The organism is Glaciihabitans sp. UYNi722, from assembly GCF_040549465.1.
Classification (GTDB): Bacteria; Actinomycetota; Actinomycetes; order Actinomycetales; family Microbacteriaceae; genus Lacisediminihabitans.
The window spans coordinates 83,250-108,682 of record NZ_JBEPTL010000001.1; the positions used below are offsets into that span (position 1 = coordinate 83,250).

Sequence of the window (25,433 nt, forward strand, 5' to 3'; positions counted from 1 at the left end):
GATCGAACGGCCTGGACGAACCAGTTAGAGGAGCAAATGGACAAGCAGCGTGACTTCGTTCTCCGCACTATCGAAGAGCGTGGCGTCAAGTTCATCCGCCTCTGGTTCACCGATGTCGTCGGTACGCTGAAATCGGTCGCGATCGCTCCGGCAGAGGTCGAGGGTGCTTTCGCGGAGGGACTCGGGTTCGACGGGTCCGCCATCGAGGGGCTCACCCGCTCCTATGAGGCCGACGTGCTCGCGCATCCGGACCCTGCGACCTTCCAGATCCTGCCGTGGCGCGGGGAGATCGACCCGACAGCCCGCATGTTCTGCGACATCACCACTCCTGATGGCCAGCCTGCTGTGGCAGACCCGCGCAATGTACTCAAGCGCACGCTCGCGACGGCTGCTGAGCGCGGCTTCACGTTCTACACGCATCCAGAGGTCGAGTTCTACCTCCTGAAGAGCGCACAGTTCGGCACGGAGGGTCCAGAGCCCGTCGACCGCGCGGGTTACTTCGACAACGTGCCTGGCGGTACCGCGCACGACTTCCGTCGCCGCTCCGTGCGGATGCTGGAAGACCTCGGCATCTCCGTGGAGTTCAGCCACCACGAGGCTGGCCCCGGCCAGAACGAGATCGACCTGCGCTACGCGGACGCCCTCACCACTGCCGACAACATCATGACCTTCCGCACGGTGGTGAAGGAGGTGGCGATCGAGCAGGGCGTCTACGCGACCTTCATGCCGAAGCCGCTGTCCGGCGAGCCGGGCTCCGGAATGCATACTCACATGTCGCTCTTCGAGGGCGACTCGAACGCGTTCTTCGACGCGGGCGGCCAGTACCAGCTCTCCAAGATCGGCCGCCAGTTCATCGCCGGACTACTCAGGCATGCGCCGGAGATCACCGCCGTCACCAACCAGTTCGTCAACTCCTACAAGCGTCTCTGGGGCGGTGCATCGCAGAACAAGCTCGGCGAGGCGCCGAGCTTCGTCACCTGGGGGCACAACAACCGCTCCGCCCTGGTGCGGGTACCCCTCTATAAGCCGAACAAGGGTCAAAGTGCGCGCGTTGAGTATCGTGCGATCGACTCGGCCGCAAACCCCTATCTGGCCTTCTCTCTACTGCTCGCCGCCGGTCTCAAAGGCATCGAGGAAGGCTACGAGCTTCCGGCGGAGGCCGAGGACAACGTCTGGGAACTCTCCGACGCCGAGCGGCGCGCGCTGGGTTACAACCAGCTTCCTGCGAGCCTCGACCATGCCGTGTCGCTCATGGAGGATTCGGAACTCGTTGCAGAGACCCTCGGCGAGCAGGTATTCAACTTCGTTCTTCTGAACAAGCGGCAGGAATGGCGCGAGTATCGTGCCCAGGTCACTCCTTACGAACTCAAGAGCAACCTGGAGATGCTGTAACCGGATCGCGGTGACGTTATGGCGCGCGCACAGACCACTCTGACCGAGTTGGCGAGACTCGGCTTCGCAGAGCTAGACTCCACGACCGGACTGCTTGCCGAGCTCGGTGAGGAGCGGGCCGGCGAGTTGCTGCAGTTCTTCGCCGACGCAGCGGATCCGGACCAGGCGCTGCGATGCCTCCTCGAGCTCCTGAGGCAGTCGCCGGACGAGGTCAGTGCACTTCTGCGCGACTCGGACGCCGGCCACCGCCTCATCCGTGTTCTCGGAGCGTCGCGCGGACTGGCGGACTTCTTCCTGCGGCGACCGGAGGAGTTGGTCGCCCTGGCCGAGCCTTTCGCCGGTCCGCTCTCTGCCGAGTGGTACAGCGATGACCTGCTCGCCGCGGTCAGTGATCGTGAGACGGGCACCGAAGAGGCATCGTGGAACGCCTTCCGCATCCGCTATCGCCGTCATCTCGCCCAGCTGGCGGCATGGGACCTCGGCCAGGCCGATCCACTCGCCGCCCTCGATCGTGTCGCCGCGGCGCTCGCCGACCTCGCGGCCGCCGCTCTCAACGCCTCCCTGTTCGTCGCGAAGCGCTACAGCAGCTTCGCGGCCGACGACGTCGCCGCGACCCGCCTCGCGATCATCGGTATGGGTAAGGCCGGAGCGCGAGAACTCAACTATGTGAGCGATGTCGACGTGATTTTCGTCGCAGAGGGTGCCGACGGCCTGTCGGACGACAGGGCCGTGGAGATCGCGACGCGACTGGCCATGGCGACGATGCACGGCATCCACGATCTGGCCATGGAACCGGAACTCTGGGAGGTCGACGCCAACCTGCGCCCGGAAGGCAAAGACGGCGCTCTCGTGCGAACTCTCGAATCCCACCTCGCCTATTACGACCGCTGGGCGAAGAGCTGGGAGTTCCAGGCACTGCTCAAGGCGCGACCGCTGGCCGGCGATCGCGAGCTGGGGGAGCGCTACGTGCAAAGCGTCGCACCGAAGGTGTGGAGCAGCGCCTCGCGAGAGAACTTCGTCGAGGGGGTTCAGCGAATGCGGGAGCGCGTCACCGACAACATTCCGAGCGAAGAACTGGACTACCAGCTCAAACTCGGGCCGGGCGGCCTGCGTGACGTGGAATTCACCATCCAGTTGCTCCAGCTCGTCCACGGCCAGACCGATGACGTGGTGCGGCAGCGGGCCACGCTATCCGCCCTGGCGTCTCTGGCCGAACAGGGTTACATCGGTCGGGTTGAAGCTGCCAAGTTCTCTCGCGACTACCGCTTCCTCCGGCTGCTCGAACATCGCCTGCAGCTCTCCCAACTGCGGCGGACCCACCTGATGCCGAGCGACTCCGACGCCCTGCGCGTGCTCGCTCGAGCGAGTGGACTGGCGACAAGCGCCGCCGACCTCACCGAACAGTGGACCAGAACCAAGATCGAGGTGCGCAGCCTGCACGAACGGCTGTTCTACCGCCCGCTGCTCTCGGCGGTGGCGGCTCTGCCGGAGGAAGGATTCGCCCTCAGCAGCGACCAGGCTGTCGCGCGTCTCGCGGCAATCGGATTCCTGGACCCACGTGGAGCTCTCGCTCATATCGGCGCGCTCACGTCGGGTGTGTCACGGCGTGCAGCCATCCAGCGCCACCTCCTTCCCGTGATGCTGCAATGGTTCGCCGACGGTGCCGATCCGGACTACGGTCTCCTGGCCTTCCGCAAACTCAGCGACGATCTCGGTGAGTCGTACTGGTTCCTGCGGATGTTGCGCGATTCGTCTGGCGCGGCCAAACGACTGACGAACGTGCTGTCGAGTTCACGATTCGTCGGAGTGCTTCTCGAGCGGATACCCGAGGCCGCCGCCTGGGTCGACCGCGAGGAGGAACTTCGTCCGAGAACCGCCGAGGCCCTCCTCGACGAGGCCTTCGCCACGGTAGCCCGCCACGACGATCCGGCAGCGGCAGCCCTTGCACTGCGAACCGCCAGGAGGCGGGAAGTGCTCCGCCTGGCGATCTCGGCGATTCTCGGCGTGATCGATGTCGAGGAGCTGGGTCGGGCGCTCTCCGATATCACCACGACCCTGCTCGCCGGAGTGCTCCGCGCCATCCGCAGCTCCGACGATGGCATCGAGTTTGCGATCATCGCCATGGGACGGTATGGAGGACAGGAACTCGGTTTCGGCTCGGATGCGGATGTCATGTACGTCTACCGTTCGACGACGGCCGGCGATGACGAGGCACAGTCCCGGGCGCGGGCGATCGTCGCTGAACTCGCCCGATTGACCGAGGATCTCAGACTGCCGCTCGACCTGGACATCCATCTGAGGCCGGAGGGCAAGAATGGCGCCGTCGTTCGCTCGCTCGACTCCTATCGCGCCTACTACGAGCGCTGGTCGCTGACCTGGGAGGCGCAAGCCCTGCTCCGCGCCCGTGCTGCCGTGGGGGATGTCACCCTCATGACCGATTTCGAAACGCTCGCCGACATGGTCCGTTTTCCCAGAGCGATCCCGGACAAAGACGTGCGCGAGGTCAAGCGGATCAAGGCCAGGGTGGAGTCGGAGCGACTACCGCAGGCGGCGGATCCATCACGGCACCTGAAACTCGGACGCGGTTCGCTCAGCGACGTCGAGTGGTTCGTGCAGTTGATCCAACTGCAGAACGGTGTCAAGATCCCGGGACTCCGGACGACCTCGACGCTGACGGCGCTCCATGTCGCGTGCACGGAGGGATATATTCTGCCCGCCGAGGCAGCGAAGCTCCGCGACGCATGGGTACTCGCCTCCCGGGCCCGCTCGGCCATCACCCTGTGGTCGGCGCGCACCACCGACGTGCTGCCGACCGATCGCCAGCAGCTCGAGGGCGTCGCTCGTGTGCTCGAGTATCCGCCAGGATCCGCGACCCAGCTCGAAGAGGACTATCTGCGCGTCACGCGATTGGCTCGCGCCGTCTTCGAGAAGCGTTTCTACGGCTCCGACGAGCATCCGGCGCCGACCACGGCCTGACTCCCTGATCATGACTCCCGACCCGTTTCGGGTCGGGAGAACGTTTCCTGCAGGTTAATTTTGACCCAACTTGAGGTGCTCGATCGCGTACCCCGAATGAGGGTTCTTTGTACCCCATTCCATAGGTCAGCTCGGACCCCGTCGAGGTACAACCCACGGATTCCGGCGTTCGGTCTGCGATGCGTGGAAGCGTTAATCCAAGGATCTCCGGGTACCGAAGCAACCTTCTGACCTGCATATTAGTCGAGCAGATCGATTCTCATACGTTGTAGGCAGCGAATTGTTCGGACCCCACGCGCTGTCCGCACTTATGCCGTCACGGGGTACGTCGGCCTAAGTGCCGACACCATTGCGTGAGCAAAAATCGCAAGCTCCGACTCGATGCGGGAGTGCGCGTTGCAGCCCGCTTGCGTCCGCTTCCTGTCCATGTCAATAATCAAACCACCCGAAGAAATGACCAATTCCTCAGTGTCGCGGAAGTCAGCACAGTCGCAGCGAACGAGGCACCAGTGTTCATTTTCATCCTGCAAATTCGGCACATGATCGAGGGCCATCCGGAGGTCTATACCTTCGCGGTCTATTCGGGGCTCATCTGGGCTCTGTGGCTGATTAAACTCATCATCTCGAGTCGCTATAAGCCCTATAAAGGCACCTTCGACGGAACGACGAGTGTCGTCGTGCCGGTGGTCGACGAGCCGCTCGATCTGTTCCGTGACGTGCTCGGTCGCATGGTCGAGCAACAGCCGGGGGAGATCATTGTGGTTATCAACGGCGCGGTGAACCTCCCGCTCCAGGAGGTCTGTGAGGAGTTCGGCCCACTGGTGCGCTGGGTTCACACCCCGATTCCCGGCAAGCGCAACGCGGTGATGATCGGCACCGAGATGTCGAACGGCGAGATCACGGTACTCGTGGACTCGGACACTGTCTGGACTGACAACACTCTCTCCGAACTCGTAAAACCTTTCGCCGACGACTCCATCGGGGGCGTCACCACCCGCCAGCGCATCCTCGAGCCCGAACGCAGCTGGATCACCCGCTGGGCCGATTGGTTGGAGAACTCGCGGGCTCTCTACTCGATGCCGGCCCAGAGCGTCCTCGGCCAGGTCGGATGCCTTCCGGGACGCACCATCGCCTTCCGACGTTCGATCCTGGTGCGCGTGATGGATAAATTCATGACCGAGCGGTTCATGGGAGTCTTCCTTGAAGTGAGCGACGACCGCACCCTGACGAACCTGACCCTCAAAGAGGGCTACCGCACGGTGTACCAGTACACCTCGCTGGTCTACACGGATGCGCCACTGCAGATCAAAAAACTGTTCAAGCAGCAACTGCGCTGGGCGCGCGGCAGTCAGTACAACACGCTGCGGATGCTGCCATGGATGCTCGGCCACGCGCCGGTGCTCGCGCTCTTCTTCGTGATGGACATCATCCTGCCGTTCCTTCTCGCCGGGGTCATCGGTGGCTGGGTTTACCGGGCGTTCACCGGCCAGGGCTACAACTTCTACGAAGGCATACTCAAGGAATACGGCGTCCAGAGCGGAGTCGCGTTGGTGATTGGCCTCATGATCGTCTCCTCGGTGCTCAGCATGGCTATCCGACAGATCCGTCATCTCTCCGAGAAGCCGACCGACTTTTTCCGCCTCCCGATCTTCATCATCGTTTCGACGCTGTTCCTGATGCCGGTGCGGTTGATCGGATTTTTTCGGATGGGCCACGCGAGCGGCTGGGGAACCCGCGCGGGCGCTTACGGCGGTGGTTCCTCGAACGACTCGCTGATGGAGCAACTGGGCCAGGACCCTCTCGTCGACGAGACCGAATACCGCGACGAATCGACCGAGCTCGACTACCGCCCGCTTTCGTCCAATTCGCACACGTCTGCCGTGCTCGAGGCGTCACCTCGTCGCGCCGCGGCCACCAGAGTCGCCGTGCCGCAGGCACCCAAGCGTCGTCGTCTCAACCCCAAGGCAGCCTGGCCTTACGTGATCGGGCTCACCATTTTCGCGCTGGAGGCTTTCTTCATTGTCAATTACTAATCGCACACGCAGCTGGTGGGCGCTCTCCAGCGCCCGCGCCCGTCTCACCGCCGTCGGAGCAGCGGCTATCGTGCTCGCGCTCCTGGCGACGAGCGTAATCGTATGGAATTCGCCGGCAAACCCGGTGAACCAGGCCATCGCATCCATCTCGAACCAACCGACTGCCATGGACAAGGTGGTGAAGGAACGCAATTCGCTACTCAGCCAGGTGGTCGCGCTGCAGAAGCAGCTCGACGGCAGTAAAGGCAATCTCACCGCAACCAAGGTGCAGCTGGCGGAGATCCAGCAGCAACTCTGGTCAGCGCAGGGGCAGCTCGATGCGGCGGCGGCGTCCGGTAAGCCGGCGAAGGCTCCGACCAGGAAACCATCCGGTAGCGCAGTTGCGGCAGTGGTCTCGGCCCCGTCTAAGGCGCAGATCCTCAATCCGACATCCCCGTATTTCGGCCTCTACACAGAGCAGGCACCGTTCAACTTCGCCAGCTACGACGCGACTGCGGCCAGGATCGGCAGCGCTCCCAACGTCGTCGGATACTTCGGCGGCTGGGACCAGACCTACCGGGGTGATGCGGTCACCTCGGCCTGGAAGCGCAACAGCCTCCCGATTCTCACCTGGGAGTCGCGCCCGATCGGCTCCGGTAACGGCCAGCTGGAGGAGCCGGACTACACACTCCCGCAGATCATCGGGGACACCGCTGCCGGAGTCGCCGGTCGCTATGACGCCTACCTGCACCAGTACGCCAGGGATGTCGTGGCGACAGGTCTACCACTCGGCATCCGTCTCGATCACGAGATGAATGGGATCTGGTACCCCTGGTCGGAGGTCGACGGAAACGGTAACCCGATCAACGGCAACCGCGTGGGCGACTACGCGAAGATGTGGCAGCACGTGCACGACGTCTTCGAGCAGGAAGGTGCGAACAGTCTCGTCGTCTGGATCTGGGCACCGAACATCGTGAACAATCTTCCGGCCAGCCACAAGACCAGCGCCTATCTCAACGGTCTCTATCCAGGCGACCAGTACGTAGACCTGGTGGGACTTTCCGGATACCTGCGTCCGGCCTACAAGCAGGACAACGACTTCACTTTCGACTACACCTTTGGGTCGAGCCTCAAGGAGTTGCGGAAGATCACTGCCAAACAGATCTTCCTCGCGGAGGTCGGGGCATCCGAAACCGGCGGCCACAAGGCCGGCTGGATCACGAGTTTCTTCACGGCACTCGCTAAACCGGAGAACAGGGACATCATCGGATTCTCCTGGTTCAACCTCGCCGTGACCACCTACACGGAGGGGGAGCTGGCCACCAATGATTGGCGCATCGAATCCCGTCCGGACAGTCTCGCAGCCTTCGCCGCGGGGCTGACTATGCCGGGCAGCCGGTTCGTACTCACCCCCAATTGACTTTCGTCCACAACCACGATCAGGAGGACACCATGAAGAAGAACGAAGAAGAGCAGCAGCCGATCGTCTCCGCAGAACACCCGCCGCAGTCTCCCCGCATTAGCGTGATCGGTACCGGGTATCTCGGTGCGACACACGCCGCGGCGATGGCCGAGATGGGGTTCGAGGTCATCGGTGTGGACAACGATGCGGCGAAGGCCACAGCGCTCAGCGAAGGCAGGGTTCCGTTCTTCGAACCAGGGCTGCCGGAGCTGATCAAGCGGCACGTGGAGAGCGGTCGCCTGCGCTTCACAACGGATATCGCGGAGGCCACGGCCTTCTCGGATGTGCACTTCATCTGCGTGGGAACCCCGCAGCAGCGCGGCAGCAACGCGGCCAACCTCAGCTATGTCGAAGAGGCGACGAGGCAGGTGGCACGTAACATGACGCATGACGGCATCATCGTGGGGAAGTCGACGGTGCCGGTGGGGACGGGGGAGAAGCTCCGTGCGCTTGTCGCGGAGAATGTGCCCGACGGTATCGACGTGGAACTCATCTGGAACCCGGAGTTCCTGCGCGAAGGCAAAGCTGTCGAAGACACGCTCACACCCGACCGCATCGTCATCGGCGGCACGAGCGACCGCTCGGAAGCGCTGATGCGCGAGGTCTACGCCGGTCCGCTCTCCACTGGCACGCCGATCGTCGTCTGCGACCTGCCGACCGCGGAACTGGTGAAGGTGAGCGCGAACGCCTTCCTGGCCACGAAGATCTCCTTCATCAACGCGATCGCCGAAGTGTGCGAAGCAGCGGGAGCCGACGTCAAGGTGCTGGCTGACGCTCTCGGTTACGACGTGCGGATCGGGCGACAGTTCCTGAATGCCGGCCTTGGATTCGGTGGGGGATGCCTGCCGAAAGATATCCGTGCGCTCATCCACCGATCGAGCGAACTCGGTGCCCGCAAGGCCGCGTCGCTACTGCAGCAGGTGGATGAGATCAACATGTCCCAGCGACAGCGGGTGATCGATCTCGCGATCGAGGCCTGCGGCGGCTCCGTGCTCAACCGCCGCATCGGCGTGCTGGGCGCAGCCTTCAAGCCGCTTACCGACGATGTGCGCGATTCGCCGGCACTGAACGTGGCCGCGGCCCTCCATCTGCGGGGCGCACAGGTCGTGATCTACGATCCCGAAGCCAACGAGACAGCGCAGCGGATGTTCCCGACGCTCACCTATGCGGACTCCGTGCGCGAAGCGGTCTCGGGGTCCGATGCGGTGCTCGTGCTCACCGAGTGGAAGGAATTCGCGGCGAGCGATCCGACGGAGCTGATCGAGCTGGTGGCGTCTCCGATTGTCATCGATGCCCGCAACTGCCTGGACGCTGAGAAGTGGAGGGCGGCCGGATGGCTGCTGACCGGGCTCGGCACGTCGCCAGCGCCCGCCTTCGAGTACCCGGCATCCCGCCTTGCACGTAAGCCTGCCGCCCTGGTCGGCGCTCACTGAGATTGTCGAGCTGGGCCCCGATCGTCGTTCGGGGTCCAGCTCACCCGCGTGCCGGCCGCGAAGTCGTGCGGGCCCTGCCGCGACGGCGTAAGAATCACCATGGCCAGAGAGAACACGGGGATGATGTTGGCCGCTGTCAGTCCAGCGGCGATCCAGCCGGCACGTCGGGTACGCCGGCGTGAATCCAATACCAGGCGGCCTGGAACACAAAGAAGTGGGCGAACTCCCATGGCAGCAGTTTGATGACGGTCCGCAGGAGCACCGGGGAGTGGGATGGCGCACTGCCGTCCACGCGGGACACTCAGTCGCATTCGTCTTTTGCCCCATGTCGCCTGAGCGCTGCCTGACTCGGTCAGGAAGAGGTAGAGACCCACAGGCAGCGTGAGGCAGGTGAATCCAATGGCCTCACTGGCAGCGATCCCTACGTCACCGAGCAGGTCGGGGATGCGCCCGAACAGGGCGAAGTCGATCGTCACGGTAGCGACGAGCAGTATGGCTATCCAGGCGAGGATCGCCAGGTAGTCGAGCAGTAGTGCGGCGATCCGTCGCACCAATGTCGTTTCATGCTTGCCTTTTTTCACATTGCAAACTACTTTGTAACGCAAAGCAGTGCAACGGGAGGTCGAAGATCATGACGGACGAGTCGAGCACGTTGGCGGAGATACTCGAGGGAATAGACCGGGATAGAGAGCGTGCGGTTCGCGTACTCACCCCGAACCTGGTTCTCCTCAATGGAATCTGGGGCACTTTTTGGCTTGTCGCTCCGTTTGTGCTGTTTCTCGCGTTCCTGCCGGGATCGGCGCTGCCGCTCTGGGTGGCCACTGTCGTTGCCACGGCGCTCTTCGTCGTCGCGATGATCGTAGGTACCGTGACGGGAGTAAGAAGTGGCGCGGGCCTTAAGGGTCCCTCCACCGTCCAGGGAGGGATCTTCGGCGCCGCTAACGGCCTTGGCTTCGTGATTCTCACGGTGATCGGCCTGCGGCTCGGTCTCGAGGGCGCGACGCCCGTCGTCCTGATGCTTTATTTTCCGGCGGTCGCCTGCCTCGTGCTCGGCATCCTCTATTTCTCCGCTGCCGCCATCTTCAACGATCGCAACAGCCTGGTGATGGGAGCCGCGATTCTGCTGGCGGCATTCGGAAGCCTCATCGCGCCCACCCCGTTCAACCTGTTGGTGATTGCCTGTATCGCGGGCACATCCTTCGTCGCGACCGTAGTGGTCGCAGCCGTTCGTCCGAACGTGCTGTCGTCGGCTCTCTGGACTGTCGACAATGGATGAACTCGATCCGGTCATTCACGCCCAGGCGCGCTTGCGTGTCGTCACGGTTCTCGACACCCTTGGCGTCGGCGATTCGATCGCTTTCCCGCGACTGCAGGACGTGCTCGAGATGACCAGCGGCAATCTGGCGACACATCTCAGGAAACTGGAGGATGCCGGCTACGTCACGGTCACCAAGGCTCATGCCGGTCGTTCTCCCGTGACCTACCTCGGGCTCAGCCCTGAGGGCCGCACCGCATTCCGCGCCTATCGCGTTGCCCTCATGACGCTGCTCGAAGCATCCGCTTCTTAACGGACGACGGCCGCACCCGGGAGGGTACGGCCATCGTTTGTCGACGCTGTTAGACGCTGAAGTACAGCTCGTACTCGAAGGGGTGCGGACGCTGGGCGGCCGGGATGATCTCCTTCTCGCGCTTGTACGAGATCCAGGTCTGGATCAGGTCTGGCGTGAACACGTTGCCCGCGGTGAGGAACTCGTGGTCTTTCTCGAGGGCGACGAGCGCCTCTTCGAGCGAGGCGGGAACCTGCGGGATGTTCTTCGCCTCCTCTGGAGGAAGCTCGTAGAGGTCCTTGTCGACGGGCTCGTGGGGCTCGATGCGGTTCCTGATGCCGTCGAGGCCCGCCATGAGCTGTGCCGCGAAGGCGAGGTACGGGTTGCCTGACGCGTCGGGCGCGCGGAACTCGATGCGCTTCGCCTTCGGATTGGTGCCCGTGATCGGGATTCGGATCGAGGCTGAGCGGTTACCGGCCGAGTAGACCAGGTTGACCGGGGCTTCGAAGCCGGGGATCAGGCGACGGTAGGAGTTGAGCGTCGGGTTGGTGAACGCGAGCACAGCCGGAGCGTGCTTGAGCAGTCCGCCGATGTACCAGCGTGCGATGTCGCTCAGTCCGCCGTAGCCCTTCTCGTCGTAGAACAGCGGACTGCCGTCGGCCCAGAGCGACTGGTGCGTGTGCATGCCCGATCCGTTGTCACCGAACAGCGGCTTCGGCATGAAGGTCGCGACCTTGCCCCATTCGAGCGCCGTGTTCTTGACGATGTACTTGAACTTGAGGATGTCGTCGGCCGCGTGCACCATCGTATCGAAGCGGTAGTTGATCTCTGCCTGGCCGCCGGTGCCCACCTCATGGTGAGCGCGTTCGAGGATCAGTCCTGCGTCGATCAGCTTGAGGCTGATGTCGTCGCGGAGGTCGGCCTGCTTGTCGACAGGGCTAACCGGGAAATAGCCGCCCTTGTAGGGAGTCTTGTTGGCGAGGTTGCCGCCCTCTTCGACCCGTCCGGAGTTCCATGCGCCCTCTTCAGAGTCCACGAAGTAGGAGCTGGAGTTCTGGCTGACGTCGTAACGCACATCGTCGAAGATGTAGAACTCGGCCTCTGGGGCGAAGAATGCGGTGTCGGCGATGCCGGTGGAGGCGAGATACTTCTCCGCTTTCTTAGCAACCTGGCGCGGGTCGCGAGCGTAGATCTCACCATTGCGCGGGTTATAAATGTCGAAGACCATGATCAGCGTCTTCTCGTTGCGGAAGGGGTCGACGTACGCGGTGGTTACGTCCGGGATGAGCTGCATGTCCGATTCGTGAATCGATGCGAAGCCGCGGATGGAGGAACCATCGAAAAGCTGGCCGACGGAGAAGAACTCTTCGTCGACGGTGGAGGCGGGAATGTTGAAGTGCTGCTGCACACCGGGAAGATCGGTGAAGCGAATATCAAGGAACTTGATGTCATTGTCCTTGATGAACTTGAGCACCTCTGAAGAATCACTGAACATGTGAAGGACTCCAATGAGCTTGGTACTGGTACGGCGGCAAACGCAGCCATTGTGAGGTTAGACGTGGGGAGTTTCGCCATGGTGTCGCTATTGTTTCCGGCATGTTACGGCTGACCCTCCACGTAGAATACTGGCATGGCTGGCCCGCGTTCGTCTGATTCCGCGGGAACCCATACCGATGCTGCTGACTGGCCGGGCAAGAGGCTCGGGCTGCCGGAGATCGGACCGCGGTCCGTGGGTCGACTTGGTCGACGAATCGCAGCCCTGGCCATCGACGGTGCCATCGCCGACCTGATCGCCTTCGCCTTCTTCAACTACGACGCCTGGGCGATTCTCGCCATTCTCGCGATTCTCCAGGTGGTCTTCATCACCCTGCTCAGCGGAAGCATCGGTCACCTGCTCGTCGGTTTGCGAGTTGTGCCGCTGGCGAGCGGATGGATCGGTGTGTGGCGTCCGGCGCTGCGCACAGTTCTGCTGTGCATCGTGGTTCCGGCGCTGATCTGGGACCGTGATCAGCGCGGGCTACACGACAAGATCGCCGGAACGGTGCTCGTCAGGCGCTAGCGGGGCCTCGGCGCGCGTGCCCGCAACGGGTCGACGCCCTTGGGGATCGGCAGCTGATTCTTGCCGAGAGAGCTCAGGCGATTGCTCACGGCATAGATCTCGGACTTGTTGAGCGAGCGCTTGAGACGCGCCATGCGGCCGGCCAGTTTATGCAGCGGCACGGAGTCGTCATCCGGTCCGACGTGCAGAAAGTTGACCGCGACGTTCGGCAGGATGCGGGTGACTCGCCTACGCTCCTCGTCGAGCATCTTCTGCGTGCGTGACTTCGGGCCTTCGCCGATCAGCACGACACCGCCGTTGCCAACGGCTCGGTAGACAGCATCCTGGGTCTTCGGGCTGACGGCTACCGGCATTTCGCTAGCGGTCCAGCCACGGCGGAGAGAGCTCTTGAGAACGGCGCCGACAGCACCGGGCTGACCCTCAATCTGCGAATAGGCGGCCTTCTCGGCCAGGCGGCCGAGCACGATCAGGAAGAGCAGTACACCGGCGAGAACGCCGGCGACAATCCACAGGACGAAACCGAAGACTGCTTCGCCGGACAGGATGATGCCGGCCACGATTCCGAGGAGCACCGGTGCGAAGAACGCGAGGGCCATCCACCAGATCGCTGTCGAATCCTGCCGACGGGTCATCTGGAAGACCTGGTACATCTGCTTCAGACGACCGGGCTCTTTCGCTGGCTTGGGAGCCGAAGTTGAGGTACGTGCCATGTGTCTAGGATACGGCCTGAGCAAAGCCGAGCGAAGCATCTGCCAGGTGGCGGAGCGACTCAGGAACCTCACGCTGCTTGGTGACCATGGACTTGGCCCACAGCCGACCGGCCCGGTAGGAGGAGCGCACCAGTGGTCCGGCGAGCACACCGAGGAAACCGATCTCCTCGGCTTCAACCTTCATCTCGAGGAATTCCTCCGGGTGAACCCAGCGCGCAACAGGAAGATGGCGGGGACTCGGGCGCAGGTACTGGGTGATCGTGATGATGTCCGTGCCTGCGTCATGCAGATCGTGAAGCGCCTGGCTGACCTCTGCGCGCTCCTCGCCCATGCCGAGGATCAGGTTCGATTTGGTGATGAGGCCAGCTGCGCGACCCTGGGTGAGAACGTCGAGTGATCGCTCGTAGCGAAACGCGGGGCGGATCCGTTTGAAGATCCGTGGCACCGTTTCGACGTTGTGGGCGAATACCTCTGGTCGGGAGGAGAAGACCTCGCCGAGCAGGTCGGGATTGCCGGAGAAATCGGTGGCGAGGATCTCGACTCCTGTGCCGGGGGACTTGGCATGGATCTGCCGCACCGTCTCGGCGTGCAACCACGCTCCCTCGTCGGGCAGGTCATCACGGGCCACCCCGGTGACCGTGGCATAGCGCAGGTTCATGGCCACGACCGACTCCGCGACCCGCCGTGGTTCGTCCCTGTCGTAGTCTGCCGGCTTGCCGGTGTCGATCTGGCAGAAGTCGCAGCGGCGCGTGCACTGCGATCCGCCGATGAGGAAGGTGGCCTCTCGATCTTCCCAGCATTCGAAGATGTTCGGACAGCCGGCCTCCTGGCACACTGTGTGCAGGTTCTCGCCCTTCACCAGCTCCTGCAGCTGCAGGTACTCCGGTCCCATCTTCGCGCGGGTCTTGATCCAGTCGGGTTTGCGCTCGATGGGTGTCTCGGCATTGCGGACTTCGAGGCGCAGCATCCGGCGTCCGTCTGGAGCGGCGGTCATACTCGTGCTCCGACGACGGTGGCGAAGTGCTGTTCGACGAGCGGCACCAGGTCGGTCGGATCGACGCGCCTGCTCAGGATCTTCGAGATCGAGGTGACGCCCGCATCCGCCAGGCCACAGGCAACGATGGAGTCGTAGGCGGCGAAGTCGTTGCTGCAGTTGAGTGAGAATCCGTGCATAGTCACACCCTCAGCCACACGGATGCCGATCGCCGCGATCTTGTCCGTGCCGTCGATCCAGACGCCGGAGCGGCCTTCGACTCGCCCGGATTTCACCCCGAGCTCGGCCAGGACATCGATGAGCATCGCCTCGAGACGGCGGACGTACCCGACGACGTCGATCGGCTCAGGGAGGCGCAGGATCGGATAGCCGACGAGCTGCCCTGGCCCGTGCCAGGTGAGCTTGCCACCGCGATCGACGTCGATGACCGGTGTGCCGTCGACTGGCCGCTCGGATTGCTCCGTGCGTTTCCCTGCGGTGTAGACCGACGGATGCTCGAGCAGGAGCACGGTGTCGGGTGAGGTTCCGTCGCTGACGGAACGATGGGTTGCGCGTTGCAGCTCAAGAGCTTGCAGATACGGCACGGAGTTGGCGCTTAGCCCCGCGACGACAAAGTCGACCACTGTGACAGCCTAACCCGCAAACAGACGGCATCTCCTCCACCAGGTCATCTCACCGTAGATATCCACAGATGGCACAATCGACCCGCGATCGTGCAGAATGATGGGCATTCTTGGCCTGTGGATGTCGTCGGCGGGTATCGGTTGGTGCGCAAGCTCGGCGAAGGAGAGCGAGCCGAGGTTTATCTCGGCCACGCCGGATCAGGGGGCCTTGACGACGCGGAACGCATTGCGGCCGTCAAGGTCTATCGCTCGACGACCTCGGCGGAGAGCATCGACACCGAAATCGAGGCTTTGGCCCGTGCATCCTCCCGGCATCTGCTCGACCTTCAGGATCTCGCGATAGCCCCCGATGGGCTTCCCAGCCTGGTGCTGCCACGACTCGGTTCCGGCAGCCTGGCGCGCCTCGTCGACACAAGGTCGTGGCTCGATGCCGGGGAGGTCGTGACCGCCATCACGCCGATCGCCACCGCGCTCGACGAACTGCACAGAGTCGGCGTCGCACACGGCGGAGTGCAGCTCTCGGCGGTGCTGCTCGACGCAACGGGAACGCCCGTCCTCGCGGGGTTCGGTCTCGCGCGACTGATCGGGCCGTTTCCGCCCGGCGAGACCGGAAGCAGCCTCACCCCGGCGCAGCTGGAGGAGAACGACGAAGTGCTGGGTGACCTGGCCGATCTTGCCGGGATGACACGCGCTCTGCTCGAACGAATCGACGGGCAGACTCCTGCCGTCAGCGATCTGCGTCGGTGGATCGATGAAACACTTCCTGGGGTCATCCCCGGCAGTTTCGGAACTCAACTCTCGGAACGGCTCTTCGACCTTGCACCAGCCCGACCTCTGGTACTGCGGAACGCGTCGCCGGAAGGCACCGGTCGAGTTATACCGCTGCGCACAGCCTCGCTGAGTTCATCGGCTCAGGAGAACCGTGACGATGCCGCTCGAGTGCACCTGGCGGGCATTCACGTGCCTGAATGGATTGAGGACGTGATGAATGCCTCTCTGGAGTCGCATCCACTTGCCGCGCTTCGCGCGCGTCTGGTTCGGGCCCTCGCGCCGGTGCGGCGCTCTGTCTGGATTATGGGTGGGATAGGCGTTGCGGCAGTGATCGCAGCCCTGGTGATCCTGCCCGCAGGTCAGGGGACAAAGGCGGCGTCCAACGGAGCCGAGCCGAGCCGGTCTGCCAGCGCCCAGCCGACGAAGTCGAAACCTCAGCCCGTCGCCACGGAGAAGATCACCGGCGAGGATCCGCTTGGCGCAGCGGAGCAGTTGCTCGAGGTGCGTCGCTCCTGCCTGTCCAGAAGGTCGGTGACCTGCCTCGATGGAGTGAACCAGAAAGAATCCGCCGCGATGGACGCAGATGTCGGCCTCATCCGCCGCTTGCAGCAGGGCAAAGACGCATCACCGGACGAGTCGCTCGACGATGTGCAACTCCAGCCGGTCCAGCGGCTGGGGGACTCGGCAATTGTCGGATTCACGCTTCCCGGGGACGATGCACAACCGGCATCGCTCCTCATGATGAAGAGCGATGCCGGGTGGAGGATCAGGGACCTGATCCTGGATTAGTGCGTGATCAGATTCCGAGGTTGCCGGTGAAGTCGCCGCCCTCGAGGCGGTTCTTGACGGCGACGAGGAAACGAGCGGCGTCCGCTCCATCCACGATGCGGTGGTCGTAAGACAGCGCAAGGTACACCGTCGAGCGGATCGCGATCGAGTCCAGTCCGTCGTTAGTGATAACGACCGGCTTCTTGGTGACGATACCGGTGCCGAGGATGGCCGACTGGGGGAGAAACACGATCGGAGTGTCGAACAGCGCACCACGCGAACCTGTGTTGGTCAGAGTGAACGTACCACCGGCCAGCTCGTCTGGCTTCAGCTTGTTGTCACGAGTGCGAGCCGCGAGGTCGGCGATCTGTGCGGCGAGGCCGGCCAGATCCAGCGAGCTCGCGTCCCTGATCACCGGGGTCAGCAGTCCGCGTTCCGTGTCGACGGCGATGGAGATGTTCTCCTGCGCTGGATACACGATGGTGTCGCCATCGATCGTCGCGTTGACGATCGGGTAGGCCTTCAACGCCTCAGCGGCGGCGAGGGCGAAGAACGGAAGGAATGACAGCTTCTGGCCGGTCTTGGCGAGGAAGTCGTCCTTCACCTTCGTGCGGAAATTGGCGACGAGAGTCACGTCGACTTCGACGACCGAGGTGAGCTGTGCTGAGGTCTGCATCGAAATGACGGCACGCTCCGCGATCACCTTGCGGAGGCGGGACATCGGAACACTGGTGCCGCGCAACGGCGACGTTTCGACGGCTGCCGGAGCGGCGGAGGCTGGCGCCTCGACGGTCTCGGTGTCGCTGGGGGTTCCCGCCGTGAGAACGTCCTGCTTGCGGATGCGACCGCCCACCCCGGAACCGGTGAGGCTGGAGAGATCGATGCCCTTCTCATGCGCGAGCTTGCGAACGAGCGGGGTCACATAACCGGCGTTGGACGAGTCGGCCACGGCTGGCGCTGCGGGAGCGGCCGGCGCTTCGGAAACGGGCGTGGCCTGGCCGGCGGCTGGCGCTTCGACAGCGGGTGCCTCTTCGGCTGGCGCGAGAGCCTCAGCGACCGGGGCATCGGGCTGTGGGGCGGCCTCGGTTGCGGGTGCAGTTGCGGGTGCAGGGTCCACGGCGGCGGCTGGAGCCGGCGGAGTCGGAGCGGTCGGTGCCTCCTCAGCGGGAGCTGGAGCATCCGTCGAAGGAACCTCGGCGCCCGGGGCTGCCTCGGCATGCTGCTCGGGGGCAGGGGCCTCAGCGGTCGGCTGCTCAGCCGGGGCAGCAGGCTGCTCCGGTGCCGGAGCTTCGGCAGCCGGTGCCTCGGCAGCCGGAGCTTCCGGGGCTGGCGCTTCGGCAGCCGGTGCCTCGGCGGCGGCAGGAGCCTCTGCAGCCGGAGCTTCCGGGGCTGGCGCTTCGGCGGCCGGAGCATCAGCGGGCTGTCCGCCGCCCGAGCCATCACCGATGGTGACGAGCGCGGTGCCGACCTCGACGGTGGCATCCTCTGCCACGAGGATCGCCTCGATCACGCCGGCGATCGGCGACGGGATCTCGGTGTCGACCTTGTCGGTCGAGACTTCGAGCAGTGGCTCGTCGACCTCGACGTGGTCGCCCACGTTCTTCAACCAGCGGGTTACCGTACCCTCGGTGACACTCTCTCCGAGTGCCGGAAGGTTGACGGATTCGCTCATCAGTGTTGCTCCTTTAGACCGGTTCTATTTGTTTAGCTTAGTTCGCTGCGGCGGAAATCAGAGGGCGTGCAGCGGCTTGCCTGCCAGGTGCAGGAAAGCTTCGCCGAGCGCCTCGTTCTGCGTGGGGTGCGCGTGAATGAGTGGAGCAACATCCTCCGGGTACGCCTCCCAGTTCACGGCGAGCTGTGCTTCGCCGATCAACTCGCCGACCCTGGCGCCGATCATATGCACGCCGACGACCGGGCCGTCGTTTACTCGCACGACCTTGATCGACCCGGAAGTGCCGATGATGTGGCTCTTTCCGTTGCCGGCAAGGTTGTAGTCGTAGCTGCTGACCTTGTCCGCGCCGTACTGCTCCTGTGCCTTGACCTCGGAGAGTCCGACGGACGCGACCTCCGGGTCGGAGTAGGTGACCTTCGGGATGTTGACATCCTGGATGACGATCGGGTTGAGTCCGGCGATCTCTTCGGCAACGAAGATTCCCTGCTGGAATCCACGGTGTGCGAGCTGGAGTCCTGGCACGATGTCGCCGACCGCATAGACGCCGGGGACGTTGGTCGCGAGGCGCTCGTTGGTCAGAACGAACCCTCGGTCCATGCTGACGCCGACCTCTTCGTAGCCCAGGTTGGCGGTCGACGGCCCGCGGCCGACGGCCACGAGGAGGAGTTCGGCCTCGAAGGTCTGTCCGTCTTCGAGAGTGACGACCACGCCCTCGTCGTTCTGTGCAACGCTCTGAAAACGCACACCGAGGCTGTAGTTGATGCCGCGCTTGCGGAACGCGCGCTCGAACTGCTTGCTGATCGACTCGTCTTCATTCGGGACGAGGTGGGGGAGGGCTTCGATGATCTGCACCTCGGCGCCCCAGCTCTTCCAGACGCTGGAGAACTCGACGCCGATGACGCCACCACCGAGAACCAGGACCTTCTTGGGCACGAAGTCGAGTTCGAGCGCCTGCTCCGAGGTGATGACCCGACCGCCGATTTCGAGGCCGGGCAGCGAGCGCGAGTAGGAGCCGGTCGCCAGGATGACGTTCTTACCGACCAGGGTGTCATCGCCGACCTGGACGGAGTTGGCGGAGACGAGACGCCCTTCGCCCTCGATCACCGTGATGCCACGTGCCTTGATGAGGCCCTGAAGACCCTTGTACTTGCTGGAGACGATGCCTTCGCGATACGCGGTGACCGCGCCGATGTCGATGCCGTCGAAGGTGGAGGTGACCCCGTACTTCGCGGACTCGCGCGTGACATCCGCGACCTCGGCGGAGTGGAGGAGTGCCTTGGTCGGAATGCAACCGACGTGGAGGCAGGTGCCGCCAAGTTTTCCTTTTTCGACGAGGGCCACGGAGAAGCCCAATTGGCTCGCGCGCAGGGCTGCGGCATAGCCGCCGCTTCCTGCTCCGAGGATCACAATGTCAAAGTTCTGTTCCGACACTCAGCGGCTCCCTTTGGTTCCCAGGATTCAGTGCGTTAGTCCCGCCAGCGTGATGGGCGGCAGACTGCAAAGGCTCGATTTTTTCCAGCCACAATGACCTTACTACGCGTGGGAAATGTCCTCGGCCAGTGCGAGGAGCGCCCGCACAGCCACACCGGTCGGCCCCGTGCCCGTGAAGCCGTATCCGGCGCCCGAATTGTTTGCCGAACCCGCGATGTCGATGTGCGCCCACGGGATCCTGCCCGTCTCCGGTGCCTCGCGAGTACCGATGAACTCCTGCAGGAACACTCCGGCGAGGAGCATTCCGCCCGCGGTATTGCCGATCTTGGCGTTGGCGATGTCGGCAACATCGGAATTCAGCAGGGAACGCAGCTCGCCAGGGAGCGGCATCGGCCAGAAGAGCTCTCCCTCGGTTTTCGCAACCGCGACCACTTGGGCGACCAGTTCGTCGTCTCCCATCACGCCCGAGTACCGGTCGCCGAGAGCAACTCGCGCCGCGCCGGTGAGCGTCGCCACATCGATGATCGCGTCGGGGTGTTCTTCACCGGCGGCGACCAGGCCGTCTGCCATCACGAGCCGCCCCTCGGCATCCGTGTTGAGCACCTCAACGGTCGTGCCGCCACGAATACGGAGTACGTCATTCGGTCGTATCGCGGAGCCGCTCGGCATGTTCTCCGCAATACACAGCCACGCGGTCAGGCGGAGGTCGAGGCCCAGCTCCGCCGCAGCGAAAACGACGGCCATGACGGTGGCCGCACCGGTCATGTCGTATTTCATCCCGACCATGGATGCCCCGGGCTTCAACGAGAGTCCGCCCGTGTCGAAAGTGATGCCCTTGCCGACCAGCGCGAGATGTCGGGTGGCTTCCGCGGGGGAATAACTGATCTTGACGAGCCGAGGACCACGCGTGGAACCGGCGCCCACGCCGAGGATGCCGCCGAAACCGCCCACCTCGAGAGCGGCTTCGTCCAGGACCTCCAGCGTCACCGGCAAGTCTGCGGCGAGTTCGACCACCGCGTCGGCGAAGGATTCAGGGTAGAGGTCGGAGGGCGGCGCGTTCACCAGGTTTCGCACGCTGTGGATCGCGGTCGCTACGGCGCCAGCGCGCGACAGCGCGGAGTTGGACGTTATCGCGGTCACGACAGTGACAGATGGTGCGGGAAGCTTGGTCGCTTCCAGTGACGAGGAGCGGTACTCCGTGTAGGCGTAACTACCGATCGCCGCGCCCTCCAGCACGGCGAGCAACTCCGCCGGCGTGCTGATCGGAAGTGCGAGCGCGAGGGTGTCGATGCCGGTGACCCTGCGGGTGGCCGTTCCCGCCGCATAGCGGAGCGAGTCGACTGTCGCAGACCCTGAGCCCAGGCCGACGAGGGCGATGCTGCCCGCGGCGATATTCTCGGCCGGCAGGCGGACCACCTCGTCCTTCCCGCCGGTGACTGCTATCGATGCGAGTGACGATCGCAACCCGTCGAAAGCGGGATCGTCCGTGTGAAGAATGGGTCCACCATCCGAGGATCCAACCCCTAACACCAGCACATCGGCGGAGACGGAGGTGATCGATTCGTTGCTGAGCGAGAGGGAGGGGACAGTCATCCCGCCATCGTATCCGCCGGGATTCCTCGTGTTCGCTCACGGCATGAAGGCAGGATGCCCGAACCGGGGCTGGCTCTCGAGGGCCGTGATTAGAGTTAAACCATGCAAGATCCAGAGGGCCTGTACGAACTGAACCCGGACGTCACGGAGGTGCCGGAAGGCCTCCACCTGATCGCGGGACTCACCGGTTTCGCCGATGCCGGATCTGCGGTGACTCAGCTCAGCGAGTATCTGGTCGACACCCTCGACCAGCGCGTGGTCGCCACCTTCGACACCGACACCCTTCTCGATTATCGGGCCAGGCGGCCCACCATCTACTTCGATCAGGACCACGTCACCGATTACCGTCCGTCGCGGCTCGCCCTCTATCTGGCCACCGACGAGATCGGGCAGCAGTTCCTGTTCCTCACCGGTTTCGAGCCCGACTTCCAGTGGGAGCGTTTCAGTGCAGCGGTGCTCGGACTCATCGCCAGGTACAGGGTAAAGACGACCACGTGGGTGCACGCGATCCCGATGCCGACACCGCACACCCGTCCTATCGGAGTCACGGTCAGCGGTAACCGTGTTGAACTGATCGACGCCATGTCCGTCTGGAAGCCGCACACCCAGGTGCCTGCCAACGCACTGCACCTGATCGAATATCGCCTGCAGCAGATGAACCATCCGACGGTCGGCTTCGTTCTCCTGATCCCGCACTACCTCGCCGACACCGAATATCCGGATGCCGCGGTCAAGGCCCTCGAGAGCATCGGTGCGGCGACCGGCCTCATCTTCCCCGCCGACCACTTCCGGGACGAGGGGCGCGAGTTCCTCTCCAAAATCGATGCGCAGGTGGAGACGAACGCGGAACTTGCGCGGCTCGTCGGCGCCCTCGAGGAGCGTCACGACTCCTACATGGCGGGAAATCCGCTGCGTTCGCAGCTCACCGACGAAGACGGCGAACTTCCCTCGGCAGACGAGATCGCAGCGGAGCTCGAGAATTTCCTCGCCATCCGTCGTAGTGGAGAAGACGAACCACCCACGCTGCTCTAGCGGAGGCCAGCCCGGTTAGCCCCGGCGCTACAGTGACGGAGTGAACTCTCGACGCTCCTGGATTGTCTGGGGCGTTGCCGCCTTCGCCTATATCGTCGCCGTTCTCCAACGCAGTTCCCTCGGTGTGTCCGGGGTGGAGGCCGCGCATCGGTTCGACGTCTCGGCGTCTCTGCTGTCGAGTCTCGCCGTCGTGCAGCTCATCGTCTACGCGGCCCTGCAGATCCCGGTCGGCATCGTCCTCGACAGGGTCGGTCCGAAATTCCTCATCGCCGCTGGCGCGCTGCTGATGGTCGGTGGCCAGGTGGTGCTCGCTGTCGCACCCAGCATCGGGATCGCGATCCTCGGTCGCATCCTCGTCGGGGCTGGGGATGCGATGACCTTCATCTCGGTCATCCGGTTGCTGGCGTCCTGGTTCCGCGGGCGACTGCTGCCCCAGGTCTCGCAGTGGACGGGGAACATCGGGCAGCTCGGGCAGGTGCTCTCCGCCATCCCTCTGTCGCTCGTTCTGCACCGGTATGGCTGGACTACGGCCTTCCTCAGCGCGGCGGCCCTGTCGGCGCTCGCCCTCGTGCTGGTGGTTCTCCTGCTGTCCAATGGCCAGTCGGATGTGGCCTGGAACGAACGCGTATCGAGCTGGCGCGGTGCCATGAAACAGTTGCGGGAATCGCTCGGCAGACCCGGCACCCAATTGGGATTCTGGTCGCATTTCACGACCCAGTCCTCGGGGACGGTGTTCAGCCTGCTCTGGGGATTCCCGATGCTGACCTCGGGGCTCGGTTTCAGTCCTGCCGTCGCGTCGGAGATGCTCACCCTGATCGTCGTGGCCGGCGTGATCAGCGGGCCCATCCTGGGGATATTAATCGCTCGGTTCCCGCTCCGACGTTCCAATCTGGTGTTGCTGATCGTCGCGGCCATCGGAGTGGTCTGGACAGTGGTTTTGCTCTGGCCAGGGCATCCGCCGCTCTGGCTCGTCGTGACGCTGGTCGTGGTGCTGGGAGTCGGGGGCCCCGGCTCGTTGATCGGATTCGACTTCGCTCGAACCTTCAATCCGCTGCGCAGTCTCGGTTCGGCGAACGGCATCGTCAACGTGGGCGGATTCCTCGCCAGTTTCGTGATGATGTACCTGATCGGTCTGGTGCTGGACCTCCTCGACCAGTCGCGCGTGGCTGGCGGCGCGCCGAGCGATGTCTTCTCCTGGGACTCCTTTCGCATCGCCCTTCTCGTTCAATATCTGATCGTTGGATCGGGCGTCGTGTTCTTGGTGATCGCGAGACGCCGCACCCGTCGCCGGATGCACGAAGACGAGGGAATACAGGTACCCCCGCTGTGGGTTGCACTGGTCAGGGCACGGCGGCGGGGCAACTTATAGCGATTCGTCGCCGTTGGCAAGGGGCATCCATAATCCGTGCAATAATTGACGTAAGACCCGTTCAGGTTCGCGTGGTTCCGTTGCACATTCGTTGCGCAACGGATCTGGACTTGACATGGGTCTTAGTGCTGCCCGGAAATCCAAGTGCCTCCCGGAAAACAGCATCGGCATCCACAACGCGGTGCTGACCCAAGAAGTAACCGATCCGAGCGGCAGTACAGCGTCCACAGCAGTGTTGTACCCGCAAACAAAACTATGTGAAAGGTGTCCCGATATGGCCGCCCGAACCAAAGCAACAGCCCTCGCCGAGCCAGAGGCAGCAGACGAGGTCAGCGTTGACTCCGCTCCGCCCGCCAAGGCCGCCGCAAAGAAGGCAGCAGCAGTAAAGAAGGCGCCAGCGAAAGCCGGTGCGAAGAAGGCCCCGGTCAAGCGCGCCTCGAAGGCGACCGCAGGCGATGCCGACGAAACGGATGACTCGGCCGAGGACGAGGTGGTCGTGGTCGTCGACGACGCCAAAGACACCGACGAGGTCAAGGACGACGAGACCGACGAGAAGGACGACAAGGAGCCGAAGGCGGACGAGGTGCTCCCCAGCGGAGCGTTGGTCCTCTCGCTCGTCGACGACGACGACGAGGTTCCGGTCTACTCCTCCGCGATCACCGGCGCGACGGCCGATCCGGTCAAGGACTACCTGAAGCAGATCGGTAAGGTCGCCCTGCTGAACGCTGCCGAAGAGGTCGAACTCGCCATGCGTATCGAGGCAGGCCTGTTCGCCGAAGACAAGCTGTCCCAGATGTCGCCGGCCGGACTCAAGTCACAGCTCGGTCGCGAGTTGTCCTGGGTCGCCAAAGACGGACAGCGCGCGAAGAGTCACCTGCTCGGAGCAAACCTCCGCCTGGTCGTCTCTCTCGCCAAGCGCTACACGGGCCGCGGAATGCAATTCCTCGACCTCATCCAGGAGGGCAACCTCGGCCTCATCCGTGCCGTCGAGAAGTTCGACTACACGAAGGGCTTCAAGTTCTCCACCTACGCTACGTGGTGGATTCGCCAGGCGATCACCCGTGCCATGGCGGACCAGGCGCGAACCATCCGTATCCCGGTGCACATGGTCGAGGTCATCAACAAACTCGCTCGTGTGCAGCGTCAGATGCTGCAGGATCTCGGTCGCGAACCTACGCCTGAAGAACTCAGCCGCGAGCTGGACATGACCCCTGAGAAGGTCATCGAGGTGCAGAAGTACGGGCGCGAGCCGATTTCACTGCACACCCCGCTCGGCGAGGACGGCGACAGCGAGTTCGGTGACCTGATCGAGGACACCGAGGCTGTCGTTCCCGCGGATGCCGTGGGCTTCACCATGCTGCAGAAGCAGTTGGAGTCGCTGCTCGATTCGCTGTCAGAGCGCGAGGCAGGAGTCATCCGTATGCGCTTCGGTCTCGGCGATGGAATGCCGAAGACGCTCGACCAGATCGGTGACACCTTCGGGGTCACTCGAGAGCGTATCCGCCAGATTGAGTCCAAGACGATGGCGAAGCTCCGCCACCCGTCGCGGTCGCAGTCGCTGCGCGACTATCTTGAGTAGAAATTCCGGG

At 63.7% G+C, this 25,433-nt stretch carries 20 protein-coding genes; 12 read left to right on the forward strand and 8 right to left on the reverse strand.

Annotated elements, in window-relative coordinates; genetic code table 11:
• The first annotated feature begins 36 nt into the window (after window positions 1-36).
• From ABIB56_RS00410 to ABIB56_RS00430, 5 genes are all read left to right on the forward strand, one after another.
• Entirely contained in the window at window positions 37-1,392 is a 1,356-nt protein-coding gene (locus tag ABIB56_RS00410) for a glutamine synthetase family protein (RefSeq protein ID WP_354566748.1), read from the forward strand.
• Between the two features lie 18 nt (window positions 1,393-1,410).
• Window positions 1,411-4,368 (forward strand): bifunctional [glutamine synthetase] adenylyltransferase/[glutamine synthetase]-adenylyl-L-tyrosine phosphorylase, encoded by a 2,958-nt coding sequence (locus tag ABIB56_RS00415; RefSeq protein ID WP_354566749.1) that lies wholly within the window; start codon window positions 1,411-1,413, stop codon window positions 4,366-4,368.
• Window positions 4,369-4,877: 509 nt separating this feature from the next.
• Complete coding sequence (locus ABIB56_RS00420; protein WP_354566750.1) at window positions 4,878-6,401, forward strand: glycosyltransferase; 1,524 nt, start codon at window positions 4,878-4,880, stop codon at window positions 6,399-6,401.
• Entirely contained in the window at window positions 6,388-7,800 is a 1,413-nt protein-coding gene (locus ABIB56_RS00425; RefSeq protein ID WP_354566751.1) for a glycosyl hydrolase, read from the forward strand. Before ABIB56_RS00420 ends, ABIB56_RS00425 begins: the two co-directional genes overlap by 14 nt.
• Before the next feature lie 32 nt (window positions 7,801-7,832).
• Window positions 7,833-9,275 carry a UDP-glucose dehydrogenase family protein gene (locus ABIB56_RS00430; protein WP_354566752.1) on the forward strand — a complete coding sequence of 481 codons (1,443 nt, stop codon included), beginning with the start codon at window positions 7,833-7,835 and terminating at the stop codon, window positions 9,273-9,275.
• Here ABIB56_RS00430 and ABIB56_RS00435 read toward each other — a convergent pair.
• On the reverse strand, window positions 9,269-9,856 hold the full coding sequence (locus tag ABIB56_RS00435) for an RDD family protein (RefSeq protein WP_354566754.1): 588 nt from the start codon (window positions 9,854-9,856) through the stop codon (window positions 9,269-9,271). The genes ABIB56_RS00430 and ABIB56_RS00435 overlap by 7 nt on opposite strands.
• 50 nt (window positions 9,857-9,906) lie before the next feature.
• On the opposite strand from ABIB56_RS00435, the gene ABIB56_RS00440 reads away from it, so the two are divergent.
• Both ABIB56_RS00440 and ABIB56_RS00445 read left to right on the forward strand, forming a co-directional pair.
• The gene (locus ABIB56_RS00440) at window positions 9,907-10,551 is read left to right on the forward strand and encodes a hypothetical protein (RefSeq protein WP_354566755.1); all 645 of its coding nucleotides are present in this window, start codon (window positions 9,907-9,909) and stop codon (window positions 10,549-10,551) included.
• A complete protein-coding gene (locus ABIB56_RS00445; RefSeq protein ID WP_354566757.1) occupies window positions 10,544-10,843 on the forward strand; it encodes a transcriptional regulator in 300 nt (99 codons plus the stop codon). Before ABIB56_RS00440 ends, ABIB56_RS00445 begins: the two co-directional genes overlap by 8 nt.
• A 49-nt stretch (window positions 10,844-10,892) precedes the next feature.
• Here the strand turns inward: ABIB56_RS00445 and glnA are convergent, their stop codons facing one another.
• Complete coding sequence (gene glnA, locus ABIB56_RS00450; RefSeq protein WP_354566759.1) at window positions 10,893-12,317, reverse strand: type I glutamate--ammonia ligase; 1,425 nt, start codon at window positions 12,315-12,317, stop codon at window positions 10,893-10,895.
• Between the two features lie 135 nt (window positions 12,318-12,452).
• On the opposite strand from glnA, the gene ABIB56_RS00455 reads away from it, so the two are divergent.
• Complete coding sequence (locus tag ABIB56_RS00455; RefSeq protein WP_354566760.1) at window positions 12,453-12,881, forward strand: RDD family protein; 429 nt, start codon at window positions 12,453-12,455, stop codon at window positions 12,879-12,881.
• On the opposite strand, the gene ABIB56_RS00460 is transcribed toward ABIB56_RS00455, so the two are convergent.
• From ABIB56_RS00460 to lipB, 3 genes are read right to left on the reverse strand one after another with little or no spacing between them, the layout of a single operon-like run.
• Window positions 12,878-13,591, reverse strand: coding sequence for a DUF4191 domain-containing protein (locus ABIB56_RS00460; protein ID WP_354566761.1), 714 nt, complete (start codon window positions 13,589-13,591; stop codon window positions 12,878-12,880). The two genes, ABIB56_RS00455 and ABIB56_RS00460, sit on opposite strands and share 4 nt — an antisense overlap.
• A gap of 4 nt (window positions 13,592-13,595) precedes the next feature.
• Window positions 13,596-14,585, reverse strand: a complete 990-nt coding sequence (gene lipA / locus ABIB56_RS00465) for a lipoyl synthase (RefSeq protein ID WP_354566762.1) — start codon at window positions 14,583-14,585, stop codon at window positions 13,596-13,598.
• Window positions 14,582-15,208, reverse strand: coding sequence for a lipoyl(octanoyl) transferase LipB (lipB, locus tag ABIB56_RS00470; RefSeq protein ID WP_354566763.1), 627 nt, complete (start codon window positions 15,206-15,208; stop codon window positions 14,582-14,584). Before lipB ends, lipA begins: the two co-directional genes overlap by 4 nt.
• 117 nt (window positions 15,209-15,325) lie before the next feature.
• Here lipB and ABIB56_RS00475 point away from each other — a divergent pair, with 117 nt between their 5' ends.
• Window positions 15,326-16,768 carry a protein kinase domain-containing protein gene (locus tag ABIB56_RS00475; RefSeq protein WP_354566765.1) on the forward strand — a complete coding sequence of 481 codons (1,443 nt, stop codon included), beginning with the start codon at window positions 15,326-15,328 and terminating at the stop codon, window positions 16,766-16,768.
• Between the two features lie 7 nt (window positions 16,769-16,775).
• Here ABIB56_RS00475 and sucB read toward each other — a convergent pair whose 3' ends face one another.
• The 3 genes from sucB to ABIB56_RS00490 all read right to left on the reverse strand — a co-directional run bounded on the left by sucB (window position 16,776) and on the right by ABIB56_RS00490 (window position 21,443).
• Window positions 16,776-18,419 (reverse strand): 2-oxoglutarate dehydrogenase, E2 component, dihydrolipoamide succinyltransferase, encoded by a 1,644-nt coding sequence (gene sucB, locus ABIB56_RS00480; protein WP_354566766.1) that lies wholly within the window; start codon window positions 18,417-18,419, stop codon window positions 16,776-16,778.
• A 57-nt stretch (window positions 18,420-18,476) separates the two neighbouring features.
• Window positions 18,477-19,850 (reverse strand): dihydrolipoyl dehydrogenase, encoded by a 1,374-nt coding sequence (lpdA, locus tag ABIB56_RS00485; protein WP_354566767.1) that lies wholly within the window; start codon window positions 19,848-19,850, stop codon window positions 18,477-18,479.
• 102 nt (window positions 19,851-19,952) lie between these two features.
• Window positions 19,953-21,443 carry a leucyl aminopeptidase gene (locus tag ABIB56_RS00490; protein WP_354566768.1) on the reverse strand — a complete coding sequence of 497 codons (1,491 nt, stop codon included), beginning with the start codon at window positions 21,441-21,443 and terminating at the stop codon, window positions 19,953-19,955.
• A gap of 102 nt (window positions 21,444-21,545) precedes the next feature.
• Between ABIB56_RS00490 and ABIB56_RS00495 the strand changes: the two genes are divergently transcribed.
• The 3 genes from ABIB56_RS00495 (at window position 21,546) to ABIB56_RS00505 (ending at window position 25,423) form a co-directional block, all read left to right on the forward strand.
• Entirely contained in the window at window positions 21,546-22,475 is a 930-nt protein-coding gene (locus ABIB56_RS00495; RefSeq protein WP_354566769.1) for a proteasome assembly chaperone family protein, read from the forward strand.
• Between the two features lie 40 nt (window positions 22,476-22,515).
• A complete protein-coding gene (locus tag ABIB56_RS00500) occupies window positions 22,516-23,844 on the forward strand; it encodes an MFS transporter (protein WP_354566770.1) in 1,329 nt (442 codons plus the stop codon).
• A gap of 274 nt (window positions 23,845-24,118) precedes the next feature.
• Entirely contained in the window at window positions 24,119-25,423 is a 1,305-nt protein-coding gene (locus tag ABIB56_RS00505; RefSeq protein WP_354566771.1) for an RNA polymerase sigma factor, read from the forward strand.
• Window positions 25,424-25,433 lie beyond the last annotated feature (10 nt).

Coding starts and splice junctions, on each gene's coding strand:
- ABIB56_RS00410 (WP_354566748.1), top strand. CDS start 37: ATGGACAAGCAGCGTGACTTCGTTCTCCGCACTATCGAAGAGCGTGGC.
- ABIB56_RS00415 (WP_354566749.1), top strand. CDS start 1,411: ATGGCGCGCGCACAGACCACTCTGACCGAGTTGGCGAGACTCGGCTTC.
- ABIB56_RS00430 (WP_354566752.1), top strand. CDS start 7,833: ATGAAGAAGAACGAAGAAGAGCAGCAGCCGATCGTCTCCGCAGAACAC.
- ABIB56_RS00440 (WP_354566755.1), top strand. CDS start 9,907: ATGACGGACGAGTCGAGCACGTTGGCGGAGATACTCGAGGGAATAGAC.
- ABIB56_RS00445 (WP_354566757.1), top strand. CDS start 10,544: ATGGATGAACTCGATCCGGTCATTCACGCCCAGGCGCGCTTGCGTGTC.
- glnA (WP_354566759.1), bottom strand. CDS start 12,317: ATGTTCAGTGATTCTTCAGAGGTGCTCAAGTTCATCAAGGACAATGAC.
- ABIB56_RS00455 (WP_354566760.1), top strand. CDS start 12,453: ATGGCTGGCCCGCGTTCGTCTGATTCCGCGGGAACCCATACCGATGCT.
- ABIB56_RS00460 (WP_354566761.1), bottom strand. CDS start 13,591: ATGGCACGTACCTCAACTTCGGCTCCCAAGCCAGCGAAAGAGCCCGGT.
- lipA (WP_354566762.1), bottom strand. CDS start 14,585: ATGACCGCCGCTCCAGACGGACGCCGGATGCTGCGCCTCGAAGTCCGC.
- sucB (WP_354566766.1), bottom strand. CDS start 18,419: ATGAGCGAATCCGTCAACCTTCCGGCACTCGGAGAGAGTGTCACCGAG.
- ABIB56_RS00490 (WP_354566768.1), bottom strand. CDS start 21,443: ATGACTGTCCCCTCCCTCTCGCTCAGCAACGAATCGATCACCTCCGTC.
- ABIB56_RS00495 (WP_354566769.1), top strand. CDS start 21,546: ATGCAAGATCCAGAGGGCCTGTACGAACTGAACCCGGACGTCACGGAG.
- ABIB56_RS00505 (WP_354566771.1), top strand. CDS start 24,119: ATGGCCGCCCGAACCAAAGCAACAGCCCTCGCCGAGCCAGAGGCAGCA.